The organism is Desulfovibrio sp. JC022 (assembly GCF_010470665.1).
In the GTDB taxonomy this organism is placed as follows: domain Bacteria; phylum Desulfobacterota; class Desulfovibrionia; order Desulfovibrionales; family Desulfovibrionaceae; genus Maridesulfovibrio.
The window spans coordinates 420604-445731 of the sequence record NZ_VOPZ01000002.1; the positions used below are offsets into that span (position 1 = coordinate 420604).

Sequence of the window (25128 nt, forward strand, 5' to 3'; positions counted from 1 at the left end):
CAATACAACCCTCAATACTATTTTCACACAACTCACCACAAAACACCGCCGTAACTTCACTGGCTGCGGCGGTTTTTCATTTCCAATCTATCAAAAATCCTACAACACATTCCAAGGAGTCTCAGCCAAAGGCTGATACTTCTCCTCCTGAGCCTTGATATCCAGATGCACAAGCCCAAGCGGGGCAACACGCGGGTCGGGCTGGTCGGTGAGTTCGCGGGTATCGATGGTTACGAAATAATGTTTACAGGATTCGCAGACATCCACACGCTCGTTCTGGCGTTCCTCAGACTGTAGATAGCGGAGCTTTTCGATATCCTCATTTTCGCACCACGGGCAGGTGTTACGCTTGAAACGCCATTCGTGTCCGCAGCCGGAACAATGCAGCCAACGCTGACCGCCATGGGATTTAAGATAGGCATTGTCATCACCGGATTTTTTAAGCAGTGCCAGATCAGGAAATGTAGCGCAGACCGGGCAGTAGCCCTTATGCCAAGCCATATTCTCAATGACCTTTGCCGCTTCCGGCTCCATGCGGACCATGAACGGCTTTAGTGAAAGAGTACCGATAAATGCCAGAATCTGGTCATCAACTTTCCATTCTACCACCAGATTATTCAAAAGTTTGCCATCCTCATCCCAGAGAGCTTTAGCAAGATCATTGAAATTCTCAACTTCTCCCACTGCAACAACTATCTCATCCACCTGCTTTGAAATTGCAGGAACACCTTCGACAACAGCACTTGCCACCAACATGAAAACTTCACGGAACTTATCGCCGAGTTCGGGCAATTCCATATCCGCCATTAGAGCCACACCCTGCTCAAAGCGCGGGGCATATGCTCCCGGCACAGTATAGCCGCCCCAGTCCGCCAGCAACTCTTCCGCCTTCTCCTGTGCAACAACCAGCGGCCCGAAAGCATCAAAAATATTCTCAAGAGCAGGCATCTTTTTGCGCAATGCCAGCAATCCCGCCTGAACATCATGTTTCTTTTTATTACTCACTACTTATGCTCCTGAACTATTTGATGCGCTACGCGCTTTTTATATAAACTATTTCGCCTCCGGCGGCTCTCCGAGGGCCAAAGAAACTTTTTGGAAAAAGTTTCTCTGGACTCTTCAAAAACTTTTAATAAGTTTCGCGTCCGGTAACGATAAACTGTTGAAATTTGTTTAATTTACTTCCCGCAAATCCCTGCATGGGTGAAATTCTTTTGATTCTACCCCATTTCAGCAACCCCAGCGGCGAAGCCCCGATAAAAGTTTTGGAAGGGGGGGGGCTGGGGAGGGGGAAACTTTTTACAAAAAGTTTCCCCTTCCCCAGCCGCCGGAGGCACTTATTTATCCAAACATACGTTTAGCTGGTTTAGCGAGATTAGCGAGGAACTCTTTGCGGGTTACGCCGTTGCCTACGCCGGAAGCGTCTGCGGTAACGTACTCGTAATAAAGTTCAGGCTTATCCTGCACCAGATAGATGACGTTGACTTCGTCAGCATCGATAATCTGGGCATTGGGGTAGTCTTTCTTGACCCTCTCGAGGGCTTTTTCAGCAAGAGCGACCATTTCTTCGCGTTCACCGAAGTTCATAGTACCGGTGGGACAGGTCTTGACGCAGACGGGCACGAGTCCGGCCTGCTGACGGTCAATACACATGTCGCACTTGGTCAACATACCGGAACCGGTGTTGCGGCGCGGGATGTTGTAGGGGCACCCTTCAGTTATTTCCTGACACTCATCAGCACCGAGACGCTTGGTCTGATCGGTGAAGATTACCGCTCCGGTATCTTCATCCTTGATGACCGCGCCTGTTACGTAAGCATCAGCAATGTCCTTACAGGGAGGTACGTCGCAATGGCGGCACTGATCGGGGAAGAAATACCACTCGACCTTGCCGTTGATGCGATGCTCGCTGAAACGGACCAGTTTATAGTTAAAGGGGTTCAGATCAGGTGGATTCTGATGCGAACCGCGCTGTTTTGTTTCTACCGCGGGCAGATCGTGCCATTCCTTACAGGCAACCTGGCAACCGCGACAAGCCGTACATCTGGAAGTATCAACAAAGAATGCTTTAGGCATTTTTTACTCCTTTGCAGACGGATTTTTCAATCCGGCCTGGTTGCGGGTTACTCTTCAATCTCGGTGAGCTTTTTCGCTTTGCGAACGTTCACCAGACAGGCCTTGTACTCGGGAATGGTGGTGTTAGGATCACCTACAGCCGGGGTAAGGCGGTTGGTAGCATCCCCTGCACCTTTGGAGGTCCAGCCGAAACAGAAAGGCATACCGACTTCGTGAACGGTGTCGCCTTTGATTTTGAACGGAGTCATACGCACAGTAACCATAGCGATGGCTTCAACCTTTCCGCGGATACTTTCAACAATAACGGGATCGCCGTTCTCAATTCCCTTTTCCTTGGCCAGTTCAGGGCTCATTTCCACGTACTGCTGCGGTTCTGCCTCAAGCAGGACCGGAGTGTTACGGGTATCACCGCCACCGCACCAGTGCTCAGTCAAGCTGTAGGTGGTGAGGACAATGGGGAACCGCTCATCAGCAGGCTTGGCAAGCTTGTCCATGTCACTGTACACGCGCTTGTAGACCGGGCTGTTAAGCTGACGGGAGAAAGGATGGCTCTTGATGGGAGTTTCCACCGGTTCATAATGATCGGGGAAAGGACCATCCTGCAAGCCGGGACCGTAAAGCTGTCCGTGACCTTCCTTACGCATGATGAAGGGATAACGTCCCTTGCCTGTTGCGTTCGGCGGCCATCCGCCATCAGGAATATCGCCTTCCCACTTGGAACCGTTCCATTCGATAACGGCCTTCTGCGGTGCCCAAGGCTTACCGTTGGCATCAACAGAGGCACGGTTATAGAGGATACGGCGGTTTACAGGCCAGCACCATGCATAGTTGGGATAGAGGTTGATCTTAGCCTGCATGGGAGTCTGTTCCAGACTGCGGCGTTTAGCTTTGTTGCCGCCTTCTTCAGTGTAACTGCCAGCATAGAGCCAGTTAAATGAAGAGGTGGAACCATCATCAGCCAGAGCTACAAAGGAAGGTACCTGCTGGCCCTTTTTGTACTTCTTGCCCTTGAATTCAACATCCTTGGTAAAACGGCCGTTAATGCGCTGGGCCATATCTTCGGCATCGTAATATGCGGGCCAGTCAAGGGAAAGCAGAGGTTCGGGATATGCTCCGTTCTCTTTATTGTAGAGACGGCGTACGTGGTTGATAATATCCACATACATTTCACCCATACTCTTAGCTTCACCCATGGGGCGGCAGGCTTCATAATGCCAAAGCAGCCAACGGCCACTATTGGAGATGGAACCAGCTTTTTCCGCACGCTGGGCGGAGGGAAGCAGGAATACTTCTGTTTTATTCTGAGCAGGATCAATACCGGGACGGTGCCAGTTCTCGGAAGTCTCGGTGTGGTGAATCTCACCAACAACCAGCCAATCGAGATTATCAAGAGCCTTACGGGTCTTGTTGGAGTTAGGCACACTCATGGCCGGGTTGGTACCGAATGTGAAACCACCCTTGATCTCGCCTTTATACATGCGATCGAAGATGTAGATGTAGGAATAATCCACACCATCGTCAGCCTTGGGCAGCATCTGGTAACCGAAGCCGTTATCAGCTGAGGCATTTTCACCGCGCCATGCCTTAAGCAGGGAGGCCATATATTTAGGTTTATGCTGCCACCAGTTGGCACTTTCAGAATCGTGGGAGACCGGGGTGGTCTTCTTCACGTAGTCCTCATAAGACCCCATGCTGGCTTTGGGCATAGGCAGGTATCCGGGCAGGATATGCCAGAGGATACAATGGTCAGTGGAGCCCTGTACGTTAGGCTCACCGCGCAGGGCGTTGATACCGCCGCCTGCTACACCGATGTTACCGAGCAGGAGCTGCAAGATGGCGCTGGAACGGATGTTCTGTACGCCAACGGTATGCTGGGTCCAGCCCAATGCGTACATGATGGTACCGGATTTATCTTTCTTACCGGTAGAAGAGAATTCCTTGTAGACCCGCTTCAGGTTGTCTTTGGAAACACCTGTGGTCTTGGAAACGTTGGAGAGAGAATAGCGGGAGTAATGCTTCTTGAGCATCTGGAATACGCAACGGGGATGCTTCAGAGATTCATCACGCTTAGGTACGCCGTCTTTATCCAGCTCAAAAGCCCATTTGGATTTGTCATATTTGCGGGCTTTCTTGTCGTAACCGGAGAAAAGTCCTTTGGAGAACTTGTAATCTTTACCGACGATAAAAGCTGCGTTGGTATAATTTGCAACGTATTCCTTAAAGAACATGTTGTTCTCAAGAACATAGTTGATCATACCGCCCATGAAGGGGATATCGGTTCCCGATCTCAGGGGGACGTGAAAATCACATCTCGCGGAAGTACGGGAGAATTTGGGGTCAACATGCATAACCGAGGCGCCTTTGTCCTTGGCCCGCAATACCCATTTAAAGGAGATAGGATGGTGCTCCGCGGCGTTACTACCTATGATTAAGATAGAATCCGCATTTTCAATATCGCACCAGTGGTTTGTCATCGCACCGCGCCCGAACGACTCTGCCAGAGCCGCAACTGTTGCGCTGTGTCAGATACGTGCCTGGTGATCAAAATGCACCAGGCCGAGACCGCGTACACCCTGATGGACGACTGCACACTCCTCGTTATCCATCTGCGATGTACCAAGATGGAAAATTGATTCTACACGGTTAACTTCCTGGCCCTTATCATTGAACCGTTTGAAGTCTTCATCACGTGTTTCTTTTACGCGCTGGGCAATGCGATCAAGTGTCCATTCCCAACTCTTTTCTTCCCATTTATCGCTGTAAGGAGCGCGATACAGGGGCTTTTCAATGCGGTGATGGCTGTTATGCATGGAGAGCATAGCCGCACCCTTGGCACAGAGAGCACCTTCACTGACCGGGTAATCCGGATCACCTTCACAGCTGACAATCTTTCCGTCCTTAACATGGGCGATGAAATGACAACTGACCGAACAGAACGGACAGATGGAAATCACTTCTTTCGCGCCCTCAATCTTCAGCCCGGCAGCATAAGCCTGCGTCGGGGAAAGATCGAGTCCCAGCTGGCTCATACCGATACTTGCGACACCTACGCCTGCAAGTTTCATGAACCCTCGCCGTGAAATATTCATGGAACCTCCTCAGTTTAAATCAGGCTCACAAAACCGAGTAAACGCCTGACAATTACTTTGATGATTCCATAGAATATGAAGGGTGAAATAAAGTCAATGAATTGAATATGTTAGATTTAGCACATATGTATAGGGGGAGATTGTGAAAATTTGAAAGTTCTCCTATTTGTTTTGATTTGGTCACTGAGGGCTGGGTAACGGCTGGAAGTGGGAAAAGACATAACAGGATCTATCCTATACAAAAGTAAGCATTTTACGATATTTTTTCCTCTTGACGATTAAAATCCACATTGATATCTATTAACAAATATACCAACTCAAATTAGACAACAAAGAGAAATACAATGATTGCAAAAGCATTAACGGCAGAATTAAACGGTCAATACGGTAAAATTGATGATTCAGGCCTTAAAGGAGGCTGCGCACGAATATATATCGCAAAACCTGTTCGAAAAGGACTGGATGATTTGCCTGAAAAAGTTGCAATCAAAGTCTTGCGTATCAGCAACGCAGATAAAGAGGACATGAGACAAGACTTATTAAAGGAAGGAGAAATTCTTAAACAGCTTGATCACCCCTCATTCCCGAAAGTGCATGCAAGAGGTGAAATCACTGTGGATGACAAAATTCTTCCTTATTATGTTACTGATTATTTTGACCCAAGCAAGGGCAGCAAAAAGACCCTTGATTACATTAAGGCAATTTCAACTACCAGTGAAAAACACACGTTAATCTTCGAAATAATGAAGCAATTCTTGAGTGCCTTAAAACACTTACACAATAAAAAAACATACCATCTTGACATAAAACTTCCAAACACAATGCTTTCTGTAGGACAAGAAAATACTCCACGCCTGATTTTGCTAGATTTTGGGACTGCTATCCAAGTCGATAAAACAGCTTTTCCTGTCACCATACGATCTACAAAAAGCAATTGGCCAACGGGATTCTCATTTAGATTAGACTCAAGTATAACCGATGCAGCTGAAACCACCCTAACCCGTGAGAAGCTCACTCCACAAATTGATTTGCACATGATGAGCAAAGCTATTACGGAATTATTGTCAGAATTCTCTGGAACACTAAATGAGGAAGTTTCCCGTAAGGCTAGCTACCTAAAAGGCCTACTGAAACGCTTATCTCAAAATTCTTCGACTTCGGGTGTATCGATTGATGCTGCGACTGCCCTAGAAATGTACGAGAGGTGGGACAACAAACGGGAACTCACATCCTCTCTGGCTGGCGGCTACGTCAGAATTCCTGGGGACAGCATCAGACATTTTTCCGGAAAGGTAAAAACACTCGTAAACACCCGTGCTATACAACGTCTTCGCAGAATTAAGCAGTTAGCGATGGTTAGCCGCATCTTTCCAGGTGCTGAACATAGTAGATTTGAACATGCTCTAGGCACTTTTGAAAACGTTGTAGCCTATGTTGAAGCATTATGTGAAAATGGAAATTCTTCTATTTTTTTACAAGATGTATCTGTAGAACTCCTCAATTACACATTGCTCTATGCTCTTTTGCATGATGTTCACCACTATCCTTTTTACCATGCTTTCGAGGAAATACTTCCGGCAACCTGCTCTGATGAGTTTTTGCCTAACTTCATTAAAGGCGACAAACCTCTCACAAAGCTCATTCCATCCACACAGGTAGAACGCGAAGAACTACTGACTATTCTTAAAAAGGATTGGGGAGTTGACGATGCTTCCCGCTTGGCAGCCGTCTTTACTTTTTTGTCTGATAGAGACGCCACGGTGCGAGACTGCTTGCCTGAAAGCACGGGGACTCATGGCATGATTCATGTTTTAAGAGACATAGTAAATGGACCAATTGATGCAGACAAACTGGACTACCTACAAAGAGATGGACATCATTGTGGAGTTCCCTATGCAAATTGTTTTGATAGGCATCGATTCTTATCAAGTCTTTCTGTTGATCTTTCAGCAGGCCAGACTCCTAAATTAAGCATGACAGCCAAAGGCAGTGCTTGCGCCGAAGCACTAGCTGCAGCCCGCTATTGGATGTTTAATCAAGTATATTGGAGCCATACAGTTCGAAGCTTAACGGCGATGCTACGTGCAAGCATTACACTACACGCTGAAACAACAGGTCGAAAAGCAGAAGAAATACTACTTAAAGATGTAAACGCTTACACAGGCACAGACGAAACTGTTTTTGAAGCAATAGGGAATCTTTTCACATCACCCTTAACCGACTGCCTGCAAAGACAAAAACCATATAAACGGCTTGTCGTTCTGACAAAACAATCTGAACAGGATCTTCCTGCTTACGAAGCCATCATTAGAGCTCGCGGTAATGGCAGGGTCCCCAGAAAAGGATGGAAAAAGGCTCAACAAAGAGTCTTAGCTGGTCTTAGCACATTGTTTGACGTTGATATTGAGCCAGGCCAGATACTCATTGATATTCCAGACTGTGGGAAATATGGAATCAAAAATTTGGACATTGAATGTGAGTCTTTCCCCCAAGAAACCATGTCAATCGGAGTCCTATGGAAGGCTGCCAGCGAGTCCTTTATGGATTCAGCACGGAAAATTCGAGTTTTTGTGCATCCCCAATTAATTGAGTCTATTAAGGACAAGGTCTCTGCCGCCAAGGAGGCACGAGCCATCATCGAAACAGAGTTGCAATAACAGTCAATTATAGGAGTATAAAATAGTGAGAAAAAGACCATCTAAAATTGACTATTATCTCGGCATTGCAAAGGAAGTAGCAAAGCGTGGCACATGCCTCAGACGCAATTTTGGAGCTGTGATAGTAAATAATGACCAGATTATTAGCACAGGTTACGTCGGTGCTCCACGAGGCACAAAAAATTGTATCGACATTGGAGTTTGTCTCAGAGAACAACAAAATGTTCCAAAAGGGCAAAGATATGAATTATGTCGATCCGTACATGCTGAGATGAACGCAATTATCCATGCGGCACGCAGGGAAATGGCTGGGGGGAATCTTTACCTTGTAGGGTTAGATTCCAGCACAGGTGAATACGTTGAACAAGCTGAACCATGCAAGTTATGCAAACGTGCTATTATCAACGCAGGTCTATGCTATGTTTACGCTAAAATCCCTGATGGATACCACACTATGATCGTTGAGAATTGGATTCTGAACGAAGGTGACGTTTTTGAGGACCTGAATAAAGAATATTAGCAAGAAGGGTGTGCCATGCTTCGACAACTCGAATTGACTGTAGACGAACAAGAATATATTTTGGGACTACTACAGTACAAATTAAAAATCCTGCGCCGCGAATACGGCCAAATGAAAAAAACAGCTGAACGAGATCTCCTGAAAAAACAAAAAGGAGACTATCCTTCCAGCTTAATATCTCAAGAAGAAGTCATAAAAACAGTGGAAACAATAGTCACAAAACTCTCTTAAATGACTTCAGCCATATTGAGTCCTTCTAATCACCTTCAGAAAATGACTGAACATCCATATGGTGGAAATACAGCATTCAACAACCTATCTTATCGGTCTCATGTAGCATATTTGTAGTCTATAGCAGCAGGAAGGAACTTCGAATACTGAGTTTTCGCTTGGTACTAATAGAAAACCGAAGGAATGAAATGCTATACAAAAAATATAAAGGGTTAACTCCCCCGAGTTAACCCTTTAATCTTCCCACCATACATTCCCCCAACACTCCCCCCCCATAGACACAATCCCCCCACAAGAGCAGACGAGCAACCAAAATCATGCTACCCTGCTTACCATAAATAATAGGGGGATTATCCATGAACCAGACAGTTATCCAGCACTTGCTTGAACGATTAAAAGAAATCGGAATCACAGATATCTTCGGGGTTCCGGGCGATTATTCCTTCCCGGTTAATGATGCCTTCTGCACTGATTCAGACTTCAACTGGATCGGCTGCTGCAACGAACTCAACGCCGCCTATGCCGCAGACGGCTACGCCCGTATCAAAGGCAAATCCGCTGTCTGCACTACTTACGGCGTGGGCGAACTTAGCGCCATTAACGGTATTGCCGGATGCTATGCGGAGAACCTGCCTGTCTTCCATATCGTTGGCATTCCTAAATGCTCGGTGCAGCGCAACGGCAACCTCATTCACCATTCACTTGGTAACGGCGAATTCGACCTTTTTTATAAAATGACCCAACCAGTGGTCTGCGCCAGTACTATCCTTACAGCCGAAAATACCGTGGCAGAAGTGGAACGCTGCATCAATGCCGCGCTGACTAAAAAACAGCCCGTATACATTGCTGTGCCTGCGGATGAAGCACTAAAAGAACTGGGCTGCACCAAACCGCATCCCCTGCCCAAGCCTGTCAGCGATCAGGATACCCTTAATACAGTCATTCCGCTCATCATCGAAAGGCTGGAAAATTCAAAGAACGCCATCGCCATGGTCGGCGCACTGATTGGACGCTATGAACTGCATGAACCGATGCTGGAATTCATCGATAAATCCGGCATGCCGTTTACTTCAATGTTCATGGCCAAGGGGACGCTTTCCGAAACACATCCTAATTTTATCGGGGTCTACAACGGACGCATTCTCGATGAAAAAGTGCAGCAGACCGTTGAATCAGCAGATCTGGTGGTCAGCTTCGGCACTATCCGCTCCGACATCAACACCGGGGCTTTTACCGTAAATCTTGATCCCGCACACGAAATCAAAATTCATCCTGACCGCGTCTGCATCGGGCATGCGGTCTATCATAATGTGCTTATTGAAGACGTCCTGCGCGAACTTTGCGGGCGCATCGGAAATCTTTCCCTGCCTATCCCCATGACTCCGCAGGGACTCGGCGTACCTGTGGGGGAAGCGGATGATGAAATTACTGCAGACTCACTCTATCCGCGCATTGAACGCTTTTTCGCACCGAATGACATCATCATGGGTGAAACCGGGACAGCATCAATGGGGCTGGTCAATTCCCGGCTTCCAGAAGATGCGGTTTTCTTTAACCAGACGCTGTGGGGTTCCATCGGATGGGCTACTCCGGCTGCTTTCGGAGCGGCAATGGCTGCCCCCAAACGGCGCACTCTGCTGCTTACCGGAGAAGGCGCGCACCAGATGACCGTACAGGAAATCTGCCAATTTGCGCGTTTCAAACTCAAGCCCATAATTATTTGCGTGAATAATGACGGCTACCTCATCGAGCGGCTGCTCTGTGAAGATCCCTACATATATTATAATGATCTGGCCCAATGGAATTACAGCAAATTACCCGAAGCTCTGGGCATGGACGGCTGGTTCAGCGCAAAAGTAACGAACAACCGCGAACTGGACGAGGCCTTACAAAAAGCCGCAACAGCGGACAGCGGATGCTATATCGAAGTGGTGACCGGAATGATGGAAACGCCGGAAATGGGGCGGGTTCTAAACGAGATTGTGGTAAAGGGACCGGGCTGGAAGGCTTGATACTCCGCCTTGTAACCCACGCATAAAAACAGGCCGTACATGTTAATTCATGTACGGCCCTTATTTGATTAGTAAAGCTCTCAACTCTCCCCGAAGCTCTTAGACTTCCAAGGAAAAATTTCCTCCGCTCTAGCACGGGCATCCTGCTCAACCTTGTTGAACCATTCGAAATACTTGTCCCGCACGACCCGTCCCGCTTCGGTTAAGCGGTAACCACTGCGCCTGCTGCCTACCCGCTCCATGAGCTGGAACCCTAGGACCTGCTCGGTCTGTTTAATCTTGCCCCATGCGGCGCGGTAGGACATGCCCAGTTCCTCGGATGCTTTTTTCAGCGATCCACAGGTTTCAATGCGATCCAGCAGAAGCAGCCTGCCGTAGCCGAAGAAGACCCCCTCGCCTCCTTCCAGCCAAAGATGCAGCCGGATTGTGGGATTATGGGAATCCATTTCAGCCAATGCCGCAGTTGACCCCATTTCGGGCGGGTCGAGATTCTTATGCATACTCGCCTCCTATTTTCCAAAAGGACATTTGGGGAATGTGCAAACCTTGCATTCCATGCAGTAGCCGCCGTCAGCAAGCGATGCGAGATCATTGCGGGTCACATCCTGCCCGGCGATTACTTTGGGTAAAACAAGATCCAGACTTGTGGTTTTGAAAAAGAGCGCGCAGGCCGGAACGCCGATTACTCTTGCATTTCCGGCCTTAGCCAGCAGTAGCATGGTACCGGGGAGTACCGGAGCACCATACAGGAGGTCGGATACTCCGGCATCCACCAGGCCGTGGCGGGTCACGTCATCAGGGTCAACAGACATTCCTGCGGTTGTGATAAGCAGGTCACAACCTTCTTTCATGAGGGAAAGTGCTGCGTCGCGAATATCTTCGCGGTCGTCAGGCTTAATGACAGAGCGGACAACTTCGCAGCCTAATGCCTGCACCTTTGCAGTGATGACAGACTCAAATTTATCATCAATGAGACCGTTAAAAACTTCATCCCCGGTGATGAGGATACCGACCTTCTTGCGTTGCAGCGGAAGCACTTTGAATAACGGATCTCCGTCCAGTGCGGAAACAGCGCGGGAGAAATTCTCACGGGAAAGGTAGAGCGGGATGGCCCGTGTCCCGGCAATGCGTGCGCCCTCTTTGATCAGAGTACCGTTCTTACGGGCCGCAACCATCACGTCGGGCACAAGGTTGAAACGGTTCATCATTTCAAGATCGCTGACCAGCAGTCCGTCATGTTCGGCGAGCAGGGTTACTTTACCTTCTTTCGGCTCACCGTCGGTACAGATACCATCTCCGGACATGATCCGTCCGAAGGTCCGGGCGGCCTCATTTTCATGCACCCACTCCCCTTCGGGAATATCGCCTTCATCAACGTAAATATGGTTCTTGCCGATCATCTGGAGTCGGCAGATATCGTGAGCGGTAAAATCATGATTCTTGCGGAATTCAGGTCCCTTGCTTTCGCCGGGAACAATGCGGGTCATATCGTGAACTGCGGTCTTGCCTTCGGCTTCATCTACCGGAACAACTTTGAGTCCTTGGGGAAGCAGTGCTGTAGAAGCCTTGAGCCCTGCATCGCGGCTGGCATACGGGCTTTCTCCCTGACAGCTTCTACAGATAGCACCGAAAGAACCGGGGTAAGCGTCTCCGCAAATGGGGCAGGTAGTGATGCCGCCCTTGCTGCGCTTGATCATCGCTTCCGGCTTGATCTGCACAGCCTCGACGGAGCAGAAAGCAGCCCCCGCTTCCCTGATCTCAGCATGAAGCTTTACAGAATCCTGCTCGTGCTTGGGCCTGCGTTTGAAAAACCAAGACTCAGTTTCGGGCCAGTCTTTGAGTTTCTCGGGGTCAACCCGGATACGCACACCCTCGCCTGTGTACTTATCGTAAAGAGACAGGGCATAGACCCCGAGATTTTTAACTCTAAGCCATCCGTTTCCAGTGCTGCATACAGTGAGCATCTGCACGGCATCCGGCAGACACCATGAGGTCTCGGAAATGGCATCAAAAATTGCACCTTCAGGAAGATGCCTACGGGCCTCTTCCATCATATATCCGCCGAGAATAAGTCCCGGTGCGGGGCTGCCGTGAAACCTGCGCGCGGCTTCGATAAATTCGTCATATGTATAAGGGCCGATGGAATCATCCCGTACCGGGGTATTTTCCTGACTGATGGCGGCTTCAAGATTCATGTTCTCTCCATATGCTTAAAAAACTTTAATTATGCCGTATGGGGCACAATTAAAGAAAGCACATGGGAACAGCAAAATTTACGGGATTGCTTACGGTTTGGAACAAAATTATTTTTATGTTTATTTTAAGTATGTTAGCAAAAGTAGACCAAATATAAGAACAACTGAAACAGATAAACAGAAGTAATTAATTAAACACTCACCCATGCTGTAAGCCTATCGATCATAAGGGATTTCATGCCTTGCGGGGTAAAATATTTCTATATGTTAAAATAAACCGATACCTGTAATTCAACCCGCCGCCTCAGCTGCAAACCCGCAACAATACTATTAATACATCTTTATATGATGCCCGCCGCCACATCACAAAAGCCGATCACAAAAGCCCGAGATCATTTGTATTACCAATTGGACTCAACCATTATTCTATGATCCTTTAAGAGCGATTTTCTAAGGGCCGCCTAACCGTAAAAATGAATTTTTCAATTAATAAAGAGGACATAGCCATGAACTTGAAACCGTTCATTTCTTTTTCAGAATACAGTCTGGCAGAACTGGATGAGTGGAAAAACAAAGGCGGCAAAGTTGCCGGAGTTTACTGCATCTATGCTCCCAATGAACTTATCCGGGCTGCGGGCATCGCCCCGGTCAGCCTGTGCGGAAAAAAACAGGCCCCTATCAAGGATGCCGAACGGGAACTTCCAGCCAGCCTCTGCCCGCTGATCAAATCAAGTTACGGCTATGCGATAACAGACTCCTGCCCCTTTTTCAGTTTCTCCGACATAATTATTGCTGAAACTACCTGTGACGGAAAAAAGAAAATGTACGAGCTGATGGAGACAATCAAACCGCTTCACCTCATGCAGCTCCCCCATACCCAAAACGGTGAAGCTCCCCTCAGGTATTGGATGAGCGGCCTGCATGAACTGGAAAAATTTCTCGTGGAATATTCCGGCATAAAAGTTACCGAAGAAGCTCTACATAATGAAATCATTCTGCAAAACAAAATCCGCAAGGAACTTTACGAACTGATGATCCTCAGCGCGGACAGACGCTCCCCGCTCACAGCCCGGGAAATGCTCGCGGTGCAGGAAAGCAAAAGTTTTTCAATTTCTCCTGAAACATACCTGAAACAATTACAGACCCTGCGCTCTGAACTGCATGAATATCTGGCACGCCCGGAATTAGAATCAAAGAAAGGCTTACGCATACTCCTGACCGGATGCCCGGTAGGTAAAGGATCGGAAAAAGCAATCACCGTCACTGAAGAACTCGGTGCTCATGTGGTCTGCATGGAAAACTGTTCTGGCCTGAAGGGTCTTACCCTGCCTGTAGAGGAGAACGGCGATCCCTATGAAGCCATTGCCCGCCGCTATTTGCAGGTCCCCTGCTCATGCATGACCCCTAATCCCGGCAGACTGGAATCCATCAAGGAGCTGGTTGAAACATTCGAGGTGGACGCGGTCATGGATCTTACATGGCTTGGCTGCCATACCTACAATGCAGAGTCCACCAGCCTGCGAAATTTTATTGAAGATGAAATGAGTCTGCCTTTCCTGCACATTGAGACAGACTATTCTGAATCAGACATTGAGCAACTGCGGACCCGCATTGAGGCGTTTGTAGAGCTTGCTGAATAAAACAATTCAAGGAGACAAGGATGAACTTTAAAAGATTTTTAAACAAAGGATTTGTAATCCTAGCAGCACTGCTGCTGGCATGCAGCTTCAACATCGGCGCTGCACAGGCTGCAAAGAGCAAACTACCCAGCCTGTACATGGGATATATTTTCACCACCCATCATACCCCGATCATGGTCGCGGCAATCAAGGGCAAAGATTTCCAGAATTCCGGTGCTTATCTGGAAGAAATGGTACCCAAACAAAAGTACAAACTCTTTTCCTCCGAAGGCAAACCGCTGGCAGTAATCAACCTTATTGTATCCAAAAGCGGTTCCGAAACAACCACTCTGTTCGCCATGAACCGTCTGGACCTCGGCCTTGCTTCCAGCACCGCATTCATGAGCGGTATCGACAAAGGCACCAAGATGAAAATTCTCTGCCCCCTGCATGTCGACGGTATGAGCATGGTTTTCCCTGAAGGCAGCAAAGTCGATGGTTACAAGGATGTGGCCGCTGCAATCAAGGCTTCAAAAACACCATTCAAAATTGGCTATCACTCCCCCACCAGCGCGCCGCGCATTGCCTTTGAAGGCGCACTGCACAAGGCAGGATTCAAAATCACCGGCAATCCCAACGACGCAGAAGCGGACATTCTTATGGTTGATCTCAAGTCCACTTCAAACCTCATCCCGGCACTGCTCAGCAAACAGGTTGACTGTTGGGTCGGCCCCGCACCGCACCCTGTTGTTGCCGAGCACAAACATGTAGGGCACATCGGGCTTGATTCACGCGACCTGCCGCCTGCCGGACACTGGACCGACTTCCCCTGTTGCGTAATGGGTGCCAGTGAGCAGATCATTACCGATCAGCCCGCAGTCGTTCAGGCCATGACCGATCTCATGACCGCAGCATCCAAGTGGAGCAATGCCAACAAAAAGGAAACTGCTGCAATCTCCGCAAAATGGATCGGAGTTCCTGCCGAAGCAGTGGAAAAATCCACCATCATCTATACCACCGATCCCACTGAAAACTGGCTCAAAGGTGAAGCTGAATTCCTGAGCATGCTCAACAGCATGAATAAATTCAAAGGCAAAATGAAAAACGCGGACATCACCGCTGCAACTCCCATTTTGTTCGACTTCTCATTTGTTGAAAAAAGCTTAAAGAAATAAATTGAACGCCTCCGGCGGCTGGGGAAGGGAAAACTTTTGAAAAAGTTTTCCCTTCCCCAGACCCCATCCCTTTCAAAACCTTTTAGTAAGCTTCGCATCTAGCGCGGTATGGCGTCTTTCTTATGAAAACACGTGCTTTGTCACTTACACTTCCTGTAATGGCCCCGGCTCTGCTGGCTATGGTCTGGATCGCTCTTGCGGAGCAAATCGGCAATCAGGTCATACTGCCCGGAATAGAGCAGGTCAGCCATATTGTATTAAATCCCACCGAAGACCTGATCAGCATGGGCTCGCTTGCAGGTAACGTTCTGGTCAGCCTTGTAAGGGTGATCATGGGCTATACTCTAGCGGCAGCAGTCGCCATCCCGCTGGGTGTGGTCATGGGCTACTACGGCGTAATCTTCAAATTTTTCAATGGATTCCTGAATTTGTTCCGCCCCATCCCCCCGCTGGCGTGGGTGCCGCTGGTCATGGCCTGGTTCGGAATTTCCAGCCTTGCCACCATCAGCGGGGTGGAAACCGGACAAATATACATCTATCTGGACAACATAAAATTTGCCATGCTGTTCATCATCTTCATCGGCGCATTTTACCCCATTCTGACCTCCACCATCCACGGCGTGCGCAATGTGAACAAAACCCTCATCGATTCCGCACGGGTGCTCGGGGCCAGCGAAAATCAGATTTTCCGTAAAGTTCTGCTCCCCGCAGCCATGCCTTCCATCATAACCGGAATGCGTATCGGGCTGGGCATTGCATGGATGTGCCTTGTTTCCGCAGAAATGCTTCCGGGATCACTTTCCGGCATCGGCTATATGATCACTCACGCCTTTACGCTGGCATCAACTGATATCGTAATTGCCGGAATGATCTCCATCGGAATTGTCGGGGCTGCTATGGATGCGGTATTTCGACAAATTGAACAAAAAAAATTTTCATGGCGCAGACAGGCGGACTAGATGAATCAGAAACTGGAACAAGTCATAGAAATCAACAGGCTGAGCAAGGAATTTACTACAGGACACGGAAACACCATCCTTGCCGTGGACAGCGTAAGTCTGCAAATTCCACGAAACTCATTCACCTGCATTGTCGGGCCTTCAGGTTGCGGTAAATCAACCATCCTGCGCATTGCTGCTGGGCTGGAGAAGAGTTCATCGGGCACAGTTCACTATAAGGGAAGCCCGGTCAGCAAGCCTTGCGCGGAAATCGGCCTTGTATTTCAGGAATATTCCCTGTTCCCGTGGCTGAGCGTACTGGATAATGTTGCCGCCGGTCCGGAATTCGCCGGGGTCGATAAGGACAAACGGTATAAAGATGCGCTTCGCTACATCCGCATGGTCAACATGGTTGATTTCAAAGACGCCTATCCCCATGAACTCTCCGGAGGCATGCGCCAACGAGTGGCAATCGCCCGGGCCCTTGCCAACGAACCGGATGTCCTGCTCATGGATGAACCGTTCGGGGCACTGGATGCCCACACACGTATCCTGCTCCAAAAAGAACTGCTCAAGGTTTGGGAGATGACCCGCAAAACGATCGTACTGGTCACCCACTCGGTGGATGAAGCTATTTACCTTGCCGACCGCATAGTGATTATGTCCAGCCGTCCGGGCCGTATCCACAAAACTCTCGACGTTGAAATGGAACGGCCACGCAGCAGGGCCATGCCGGAATTCGGGGCACTGACCGATTATATCCTAAAAGAATTGGAGCACTAAAAACAGTCGTTGATTTTTATCCCCTGTCCTCATAGTAAAGGCAGAAACCTAAACTAACCATTTGATTATCAGGGATAGAGATTATGCAAATCTGGGTCGATGCCGATGCCTGCCCCAAGGCCGTAAAAGAAATTCTGTTCAAGACTGTCATGCGCCGGGAAGTAAAACTTACCCTTGTAGCCAATCAATATATGAATTTTCCCACCTCCCCTTTCATTGATATGATCAAGGTCGGTGCCGGTTTTGATGTGGCGGACAATGAGATCGTCAAGCTGTGCAATCCCGGTGATCTGGTGATTACAGCAGATATCCCTCTGGCAGATAAAATTGTAGAAAAAGGTGCAACAGGCCTTAACCCGCGCGGAGAGCTATACACCGAAGACAATATCAAATCCATCCTGAGCATGCGTAATCTTATGGAAGAACTGCGCAGCGCAGGAACTGTTTCCGGCGGTCCTGCGGCTTTTAGCCCCAAGGATAAACAGAATTTCACCAACCAGCTGGATAAATTCCTGACCCGCAGCCTGAACCGTAATTAAAGAAACTCAAAAAAATTCCCGTAAGTATATACATCTCCTCCCCAAATCTGATACGATTTGTTTGAAACCCTGCTCCAAGCATTGAACAAACAAGGGAGGCCAGCATGACCGATCTCCATTTCTCAGACAAAAAGACTGCTGAAATACACCAACTGGAAAAACTGAATCAGATTCTGGGTATTGCCGTTCAGGCTCCTTTTTATAAGAAACTATACCAAGGCATTGAGCTTCCGCTGAAAAGTCTGGACGAACTCAAGCAAATTCCGGTTATCGACAAGCAGGCCCTTTGCACTGAAGGCCAAGCCTGCAAAAAGGCCCTCTACACCCGCACTACCGGGGGATTCTATAAATTTTCCACCGGAGGCACCTCCGGCAGGATGACCTTTGCCCGTTACGGACTGGATGAATTCCGGGAAGTCTGCGAAGGCGCGGCTTACGGCCTCATGGCCTGTGGCATCACCCCTTCGGACGTGGTTGCAAACTGCATCCGTGCCGGGGCTTTCTGGACCGGATTCCTGACCAGCTACCGCGCCCTTGAAATGATCGGCTGCAACATCCTGCCCATTACCGACAACCAGCCCGTGGAACGGACCCTTGATTATCTGGAAATGATGAGTCCGAACACCCTTTTCGGGATCTCGCCAACACTGGTCCAGATTGCTCAGGAAGCCACAAGGCGCGGTCTCAAGCTCAATATTGAAAAAGTAGCCTTTGCCTCCACACCCCTGACCACGGAACAGGAAAGTTACCTTTCTTCGGTCTGGCCCAACGCCACCTTCCATTCTGCCGGATACGGTGCCGCCGAAGTAGGCCCCATCGGTTTCCAGTGCGAACACTGCACCGGAACCGAGCATCATATCCTGTTACCGCACTGCGTTGTGGAACAGGACGATGACGGCGGAATCATCGCCACCTCCCTGATCCGTACCCTGCAACCAGCCATCCGCATGAAGGTGGGTGACAACATTGAGTGGATGGAAGGGGAATGCCCCTGCGGCAGAACCAGCCCACGATTCAAACTGCTGCAACGTTCTGATGAAATCCTCGAATTTCAATATGATTCTATGTCCTTGGAACAAATAGGCTCCTGTCTCGGCAATTTCAGGGAACTGGCCCCGGTCTTTCAGATCAGGCTGGACTTAAACGGAGAAGAAACAGACATCATCATTCGCGTGGAAGCCGCAGACAGCGATGCTGTGGATGATTACCAACTAACTTCCAAGGTCTACGAATGTTTAAGTGATGATATTCCGGCAGTTGGCGCGAACAGACAAAAAAACCGCATCCGAGCCTTCAAGATTCTGGTTGTACCTTCCGGCGGCATCCCGAGAGTAGAAACCACCGGAAAAATCCGGCGGGTTATTGATAAGCGGTTCATGTAAATTGAAATTATGGTTAATCAACAAAGCCCCTCTTTGCCGGAACAGGTAAGGAGGGGCTTTGTTGTTAGGAATTCCAAAACACACCCTTATTTCTTCAATCAACCATTGACGAAAAATTTAAAAGCAACTAGATAAAGATATGCCTTGTAGCTTTTTCGGCAACATTTCACCGAAAACAGCTCAGTTCACAAACTTCATACGGAGCTTACAGTGAAAATTCTATCCTTTTGCTTTGACAACGCTTGGTCCTTCAAGGGCGAACAATGTCTGGATTTCGATTTTAAAAGTGTAGATAAAAAATATTCTGATGATCCCCGCTTTATTCAGTTGGCAGAGAATCATTACGTGCCTTCCGTTATTACATGTATCGGGGCCAATGCTTCGGGTAAATCAAATCTGATCAGTACCCTTATCGCCCTGCTCTATTTTATGACAGATAGACGACGCGAACTGGCTGTTGATTTTTTCAAATTGCACAAAGATATTGTCCCCGTATCTGACTTTGAATTGATGTTTGAAATTTCAAACACAGTCTATCGCTATTCGTTGGGATATAATCGTGACGGAAAACATGTCGAATATGAAGAGCTATACGAATCAAATCCCAAAACAGGACGTTGGAATTATATATTTAAAAGAGAGCTGGATGATGACGGAGAAATCCAGATAACAAAAGGAACAAAAGCCAAATTCAGCATTGATAAAATGAAGCGTGAACTGGAAGATAGTGAATCGCTTCTCGCTGTTTCCAGCTCACTGAAACACGAAACAGGCTTTGAAAAAATATTGGAAGGATTGAGCCTTTTCTTTGCATATAAATACAACAATTATGTTCCAGTAATAGAAGCAACAAAAGCATTCAAGGACTTGAACATAATAGACAACGTTTCCAATTACCTGAAGTCGTTCGATGTAGGGATTGAGCGGATTGAACATTCTGAAATCGAAATAGAGCAAGAATTTCTTGATTCTGAACCCGTAAAGAAAATCAAAGGGTTGTTGGAAAACATGCCCGACGAGAGTATTCCCACCCCTAAAGTGTATACTAATTTTTTTGCAGGTAAAGTTGAAGTGTGCGAAGCGATACATGAAATCAATGGCGTTGAATACAGATTCGATATCAACCTTGAGTCAGATGGCACAAAACAACTCATTAAAGTCCTTTTTCCAATCATAGCAGCTCTTACTACAGGTGGAGTAGCCATCATAGATAAAATTGAAGTTGGATTGCACCCTATCGTGGTTGAAGAAATTATTGAACTATTCAGAAAACAATCCGGTGAAGAATTGCGAGGACAGCTGATATGCAGCAGCCACAGTGTTAACGTCATAAATCAACTCAGTAAAAGACAAATTGTGCTGGTAGAAAAGGACAGACAGACCCTTGAAAGTCAGGCATGGTTCCTCAATGACGTTAAAGACGTTAAAGAGCGGGATAACTTCTTCATGAATTACATCACCGGAAAATACGGTGCTATCCCGCAGGTGAACTAATGCCTAAAAGATCAAACGGTTTCCGCAAAACAAGAAAATTTCAACGAGACAGAAAAAGAGCAGAGAAAACACAGAACACATCACTTCTGGTATTTGGTGAAGACCAAGCATGCATGGAATTATATAAAGCAATAACTAAATTCTACCCTACGCATCACCAATATAGCGTAAGGCCATGGTATGGAACTGGACGTAGTCCGGTGGAAGTCGTCAAGGATGCTTTATTATACAAAGATAACAGCTTCGATAAAATTATAATAATTATGGATTCTGATTTTGTTGAATCAGGTAAACGCAACTTAGACCAAATTATTGATGAAGCTCGAAAAAAAGTACCAAATAAAAGGCAACTTTCCAAAAGCCCTTACAATACTGAAATAAAAGCCTTCGCGATAAAACCAAACTGCTGCGAATGTTTTCTATTAAAAACAACAAAAGTTGGTACAGTTTCCACAAAAAAATGCAAAAATTGCAAAGAGACATGCAAATTAAAAAAAATAAACTCAAATGATCATAGCAAATATAGCCCAATGATCGACAGCGCACACCTTGAATATATGCGTAAACAACCTGATTATAAATGGCTGAAAGATTTTATTGCCGAAATTCAAAAAGCACCAAGCTAAGTCAAATTTTAAAATCCCATTTAAACCATATCAAATCAATAAAGCCCCTCTTTGCCGGAATAGGTAAAGAGGGGCTTTGTTGTGGCAAAATTACACCCGTGTAATTTTCAGGTAATAAGGACGCAATGGTGAGGCCTCACTATTCCCCGGACATGAAAAATAATTTCAAAAACAAAGGGGAAATATGAAACTTTATAAAAAAGACACACCATTCACTTTTTCAAGGGATGCCATACGCTTTTTCTTTGCCGCAAATTTTTACATTATGATGAAAATTCTAGGAATAGAATTTGAACTTGAAAGCGAATATCTCGTGCTCGGTTCCATAATTCTGTTCGGGCCGTTCTTCTGTAGCTGGGCCTGCCCGTTCGGGAGTGCTTCCTATTTCGCCACCCGCATCGGCAATAAGCTCTTCCCGAAGCTGCAATTCAACATTCCCCAGCCCTACGATAAGTGGCTGCGCATGCTCCGTTATCCGCTGCTGGGATTCTTCCTTTACCTGTTCTTCATCAAAGGGGTCAGCTATTTCGGGGACCATATTGAAATGTACAAATCCACCGCGTTCTCGTGGAACTTCATCAAGGTCAAACATTTTGCGGTCCTGCTGATTCCCCTGTTTATTCCCAATTTCTTCTGCAAATACATGTGTTTTCAAAAAGCCGGATACAACCTGATCAACAAGGTCTGCAAACTCTGCAAAATCAAAAGAAATTCTGAAACCTGCATCGATTGCAAAAAATGCGACCGGGTCTGCCCCATGCAGGTCAATCCTTCATCTAAAAAGGAAATCTGCGGTGATGACTGCTTAAGCTGCTACAATTGTCTGGATAATGTCTGCCCTTCCAAAGCGAACGCTCTTTCACTTGAATTCTTTGGCCGCAAAGTCAACCCGTCAATATTCTCAGCTCTGGCTATAGGCGTATATCTGATTGCCAGCTATCTGGTCTTATTCGTATATCACTGGTAAAGATACAGGCAGTGCGGCCAAGTAAGACCGCACTGCCATTCAAAGGAGCTTGCGTTGCGAATACTGATTGTTGAAGATGATATGACCATTGCCGACTATATTGCCCAGGGATTGCGCGAGTCCGGCTTTACAGTGGATCATGCGGCTGATGGGAATGACGGGCTAAACTTTGCACTAAATACTGAATATGACGCGGCCATAATCGACCTGATGCTTCCGGGCCGCGACGGACTGAGCATAATTGCAGAAATGCGAGGCCGCGCAATGGAAACACCGGTGCTTATCCTCAGTGCTCGCCAAAGTGTGGATGACAAGGTCTCCGGGCTTCAGGCCGGGGGGGATGACTACCTGACCAAACCATTCTCCTTTGCCGAACTTCAAGCCCGTTTACAGGCTCTTATCCGCAGGTCATCACGGACTCCGGCGGAATCCAAATTACAGGTCGGAGGACTGGAACTGGACCGCTTCACCCGCGAAGTCAGCCGTGACGGGAAACAGATAATCCTTCACGCAAGAGAATACGGCCTTCTGGAATACATGATGAACAATGCCGGACGAGTCATAACCAAAACAATGATCTTAGAACACATCTGGGATTACAGCTTCAACCCGCAGACCAACGTGGTGGAAGTGCTCATGCACCGGCTGCGCTCCAAGGTGGATAAACCCTTTACTCACAATCTGATTTCCACAATCCGCGGGGTCGGCTATGTGCTCACTGACAAAAAAGACTAAAAAACTTTTTTCTTCCTACCGGATAATCTCCGCCTATTTCCTGCTCTTTGTGTGCAGCACGCTTTGCCTATTCGCCATGAGTACCTTCATGCTTGATTACCAACTGACCCAAATGGAACGGGAACGTATATCCGAGCGGGTATCAACCTATAATAAAACATATGATACCAAGGGGCTTGAATCCCTGCTGCGCACTATCCGCTCCCAGCATAAAGCCAATACATTCAGTAATATTTTCATCCATTTAACGGACGCGAACGGCAAAACAGTCTGGCTGACCATACCGCAGGAACTTGACGAGCTGGAGTGGACCCCGCTCCAACTGAAGGCCATACCAAATCAACCCGGATGGCACCCGCTGGATCTGCCCACAATGAACGATCTGGATATTCTCGTTACCCCGCTTAAAACCGGATACACCCTGCATATCGGACGCACTACCGACCGACAGGAATTCATGGTTGAAGGGCTGCAAAGTGTATTCATAATAGTCCTTGGCGGAGTGATAATTCTAGGCATCATCGGGGGGATAATGTTTTCCCGTCATGTGCTGCGCCCGGTTCGAGAGCTGGCCGCGACGGCAAAAAATGTTTCTTCCGGCGACATGAAAAGTAGGGTTCCGGTATTTGAAAAAAGCGGAGAAATACGCGAGCTGACCGAACTTTTTAACCTCATGATGGAACGGATTGAAATCCTGATCACAGCCATGCGCGACACGTTAGGCAATGTCAGCCACGATTTGAAAACCCCACTGGCCCGAATGAAGGCTCGCATTGAACAAACCCTGCTGTCTGACTCATCCGCAGAAGAGCAACGGGAAGTACTCATGGATTGTGCCGAAGATATTGAGCGCATCGACAAACTCATTAACATGCTCATGGATATTACCGAGGCTGAAACAGGACAGATGCACCTTTCTCCGGAACCACTTTCCTGCATGGCACTAATAGAAGAGACGCTTGATTTGTATGAAATAATTGCTGAAGACCGAAACATCCACATAACCAATCATGCAAATAATTATATGATTTCAGCAGACCGCCAGCGAACATTGCAGGTTATTGGAAACCTGACCGATAACGCTCTCAAGTACACTCCCGAAGGCGGTAAGATTATTTTCAAAACCAGACTTGAAAACAATTTCACAATAATCTCCATTCAAGACAATGGACCGGGTATCCCGGAAGAAGAGCGAGACCGCATTTTTGAAAAGCTGTACCGGGAAGATAAAAGCCGCTCTACAAAAGGCGTAGGGCTGGGCTTAAGTCTTGTGCGCGCCGTAATGCAGGCCCATGGAGGCAGCGTAACTGTTCACGATGCCCCGGAAGGCGGCAGTCTTTTTGAAATCCGTTTTCCAAGAAACTAAAAATTACACCCGTGTAATTTCCGGGTAAGCAACAGGCAATCCCCATTTTCCATGATGTTCTCACCAAACAAAAGGAGAACCTTCATGGATAAAACAGTTTTTAAAGAAGTACTCATAGTTTTCTGCGCCGCAAGCATCATAAGCCTCGGCTCGATTTCCGCCATTGCTGATGATTTCTTCAGCGATGACTACATCAAAAGCGCAGACTACATCATGAAATCTGCAAAAGTAGGCAACTGCACCCTTGCAACATTAGTCGGCAAAGCTGAAAAGGCAGCTCAGGGAATTGCCGTTGAAGTGGAAATCGAAGAAAGCGATAGTGAAAAAAATTATGTAGAAATTGACGTTCTCCGTCAGAAAGACATTGTTCAGGTCCAATGTTCGCTCATAACCGGAGAAATTGTTGAGATCAGTCAACCCGAATTCATGTCTAGTCTGCTTGAAAGAGTCTGTAATTATTATGATTCAATCAAAGACGATCAATTGGGTATGGAGCAGGCTATCCGACAGGCAGAGCTGACCACCTGTAGCACAGCATATAGGGCGGAGTTTGAAAATATTGACGGCGTGCTATACTACCAGATCCACCTCTTCACCCCGCAAAGAGCCATCATGGTCATGCTTGATCCGGAAAGCGGACGCGTCATCAGCCACAGGGATATTGAACGGCGGGATAACGATGACCGTTAAAAAACTATAAAATAATCAATAGACTAAGGGCGGA

Annotated in this window: 21 protein-coding genes; 16 read left to right on the plus strand and 5 right to left on the minus strand. The window is 47.5% G+C overall.

Annotated features, from left to right (window positions below; translation table 11 throughout):
* Positions 1–99: 99 nt before the first annotated feature.
* From FMS18_RS05020 to fdnG, 3 genes are all read right to left on the minus strand, one after another.
* Positions 100–1005, minus strand: coding sequence for a formate dehydrogenase accessory protein FdhE (locus tag FMS18_RS05020; protein ID WP_368854146.1), 906 nt, complete (start codon positions 1003–1005; stop codon positions 100–102).
* Between the two features lie 336 nt (positions 1006–1341).
* A complete protein-coding gene (locus FMS18_RS05025) occupies positions 1342–2076 on the minus strand; it encodes a 4Fe-4S dicluster domain-containing protein (protein ID WP_163292645.1) in 735 nt (244 codons plus the stop codon).
* Positions 2077–2123: 47 nt separating this feature from the next.
* Positions 2124–5165, minus strand: coding sequence for a formate dehydrogenase-N subunit alpha (gene fdnG / locus FMS18_RS05030; RefSeq protein ID WP_163292646.1), 3042 nt, complete (start codon positions 5163–5165; stop codon positions 2124–2126).
* A gap of 344 nt (positions 5166–5509) precedes the next feature.
* On the opposite strand from fdnG, the gene FMS18_RS05035 reads away from it, so the two are divergent.
* The 4 genes from FMS18_RS05035 (at position 5510) to FMS18_RS05050 (ending at position 10585) form a co-directional block, all read left to right on the plus strand.
* Positions 5510–7822, plus strand: a complete 2313-nt coding sequence (locus tag FMS18_RS05035; protein WP_163292647.1) for a protein kinase — start codon at positions 5510–5512, stop codon at positions 7820–7822.
* Between the two features lie 25 nt (positions 7823–7847).
* The gene (locus tag FMS18_RS05040; RefSeq protein WP_163292648.1) at positions 7848–8342 is read left to right on the plus strand and encodes a deaminase; all 495 of its coding nucleotides are present in this window, start codon (positions 7848–7850) and stop codon (positions 8340–8342) included.
* A 15-nt stretch (positions 8343–8357) separates the two neighbouring features.
* The gene (locus tag FMS18_RS05045) at positions 8358–8573 is read left to right on the plus strand and encodes a hypothetical protein (protein WP_163292649.1); all 216 of its coding nucleotides are present in this window, start codon (positions 8358–8360) and stop codon (positions 8571–8573) included.
* A 356-nt stretch (positions 8574–8929) separates the two neighbouring features.
* Positions 8930–10585, plus strand: a complete 1656-nt coding sequence (locus tag FMS18_RS05050) for an alpha-keto acid decarboxylase family protein (RefSeq protein ID WP_163292650.1) — start codon at positions 8930–8932, stop codon at positions 10583–10585.
* Between the two features lie 80 nt (positions 10586–10665).
* Here the strand turns inward: FMS18_RS05050 and FMS18_RS05055 are convergent, their stop codons facing one another.
* Both FMS18_RS05055 and FMS18_RS05060 read right to left on the minus strand, forming a co-directional pair.
* Positions 10666–11085 (minus strand): winged helix-turn-helix domain-containing protein, encoded by a 420-nt coding sequence (locus FMS18_RS05055; protein WP_163292651.1) that lies wholly within the window; start codon positions 11083–11085, stop codon positions 10666–10668.
* A 9-nt stretch (positions 11086–11094) separates the two neighbouring features.
* Positions 11095–12780, minus strand: coding sequence for an FmdE family protein (locus FMS18_RS05060; RefSeq protein WP_163292652.1), 1686 nt, complete (start codon positions 12778–12780; stop codon positions 11095–11097).
* A 506-nt stretch (positions 12781–13286) separates the two neighbouring features.
* On the opposite strand from FMS18_RS05060, the gene FMS18_RS05065 reads away from it, so the two are divergent.
* The 12 genes from FMS18_RS05065 to FMS18_RS05120 all read left to right on the plus strand — a co-directional run bounded on the left by FMS18_RS05065 (position 13287) and on the right by FMS18_RS05120 (position 25094).
* Entirely contained in the window at positions 13287–14420 is a 1134-nt protein-coding gene (locus FMS18_RS05065; protein WP_163292653.1) for a double-cubane-cluster-containing anaerobic reductase, read from the plus strand.
* Positions 14421–14440: 20 nt separating this feature from the next.
* Complete coding sequence (locus FMS18_RS05070) at positions 14441–15574, plus strand: CmpA/NrtA family ABC transporter substrate-binding protein (RefSeq protein ID WP_163292654.1); 1134 nt, start codon at positions 14441–14443, stop codon at positions 15572–15574.
* 122 nt (positions 15575–15696) lie between these two features.
* The gene (locus tag FMS18_RS05075) at positions 15697–16533 is read left to right on the plus strand and encodes an ABC transporter permease (RefSeq protein ID WP_163292655.1); all 837 of its coding nucleotides are present in this window, start codon (positions 15697–15699) and stop codon (positions 16531–16533) included.
* Positions 16534–17295, plus strand: a complete 762-nt coding sequence (locus FMS18_RS05080) for an ABC transporter ATP-binding protein (RefSeq protein ID WP_163292656.1) — start codon at positions 16534–16536, stop codon at positions 17293–17295.
* Between the two features lie 83 nt (positions 17296–17378).
* Positions 17379–17834, plus strand: coding sequence for a YaiI/YqxD family protein (locus FMS18_RS05085; protein ID WP_163292657.1), 456 nt, complete (start codon positions 17379–17381; stop codon positions 17832–17834).
* Positions 17835–17938: 104 nt separating this feature from the next.
* The gene (locus tag FMS18_RS05090; protein ID WP_163292658.1) at positions 17939–19216 is read left to right on the plus strand and encodes a phenylacetate--CoA ligase family protein; all 1278 of its coding nucleotides are present in this window, start codon (positions 17939–17941) and stop codon (positions 19214–19216) included.
* A gap of 210 nt (positions 19217–19426) precedes the next feature.
* Positions 19427–20710 (plus strand): ATP-binding protein, encoded by a 1284-nt coding sequence (locus tag FMS18_RS05095; RefSeq protein ID WP_163292659.1) that lies wholly within the window; start codon positions 19427–19429, stop codon positions 20708–20710.
* Positions 20710–21336, plus strand: a complete 627-nt coding sequence (locus FMS18_RS05100) for a hypothetical protein (protein WP_163292660.1) — start codon at positions 20710–20712, stop codon at positions 21334–21336. Before FMS18_RS05095 ends, FMS18_RS05100 begins: the two co-directional genes overlap by 1 nt.
* Before the next feature lie 184 nt (positions 21337–21520).
* Complete coding sequence (locus FMS18_RS05105; RefSeq protein ID WP_163292661.1) at positions 21521–22303, plus strand: 4Fe-4S binding protein; 783 nt, start codon at positions 21521–21523, stop codon at positions 22301–22303.
* 54 nt (positions 22304–22357) lie between these two features.
* Positions 22358–23038, plus strand: coding sequence for a response regulator transcription factor (locus FMS18_RS05110; protein ID WP_163292662.1), 681 nt, complete (start codon positions 22358–22360; stop codon positions 23036–23038).
* Positions 23013–24404: a HAMP domain-containing sensor histidine kinase gene (locus FMS18_RS05115; protein WP_163292663.1), complete on the plus strand. Its 1392-nt coding sequence runs from the start codon at positions 23013–23015 to the stop codon at positions 24402–24404. The genes FMS18_RS05110 and FMS18_RS05115 overlap by 26 nt, the downstream gene beginning before the upstream one ends.
* A gap of 84 nt (positions 24405–24488) precedes the next feature.
* A complete protein-coding gene (locus tag FMS18_RS05120; protein WP_163292664.1) occupies positions 24489–25094 on the plus strand; it encodes a hypothetical protein in 606 nt (201 codons plus the stop codon).
* Positions 25095–25128: the final 34 nt, after the last annotated feature.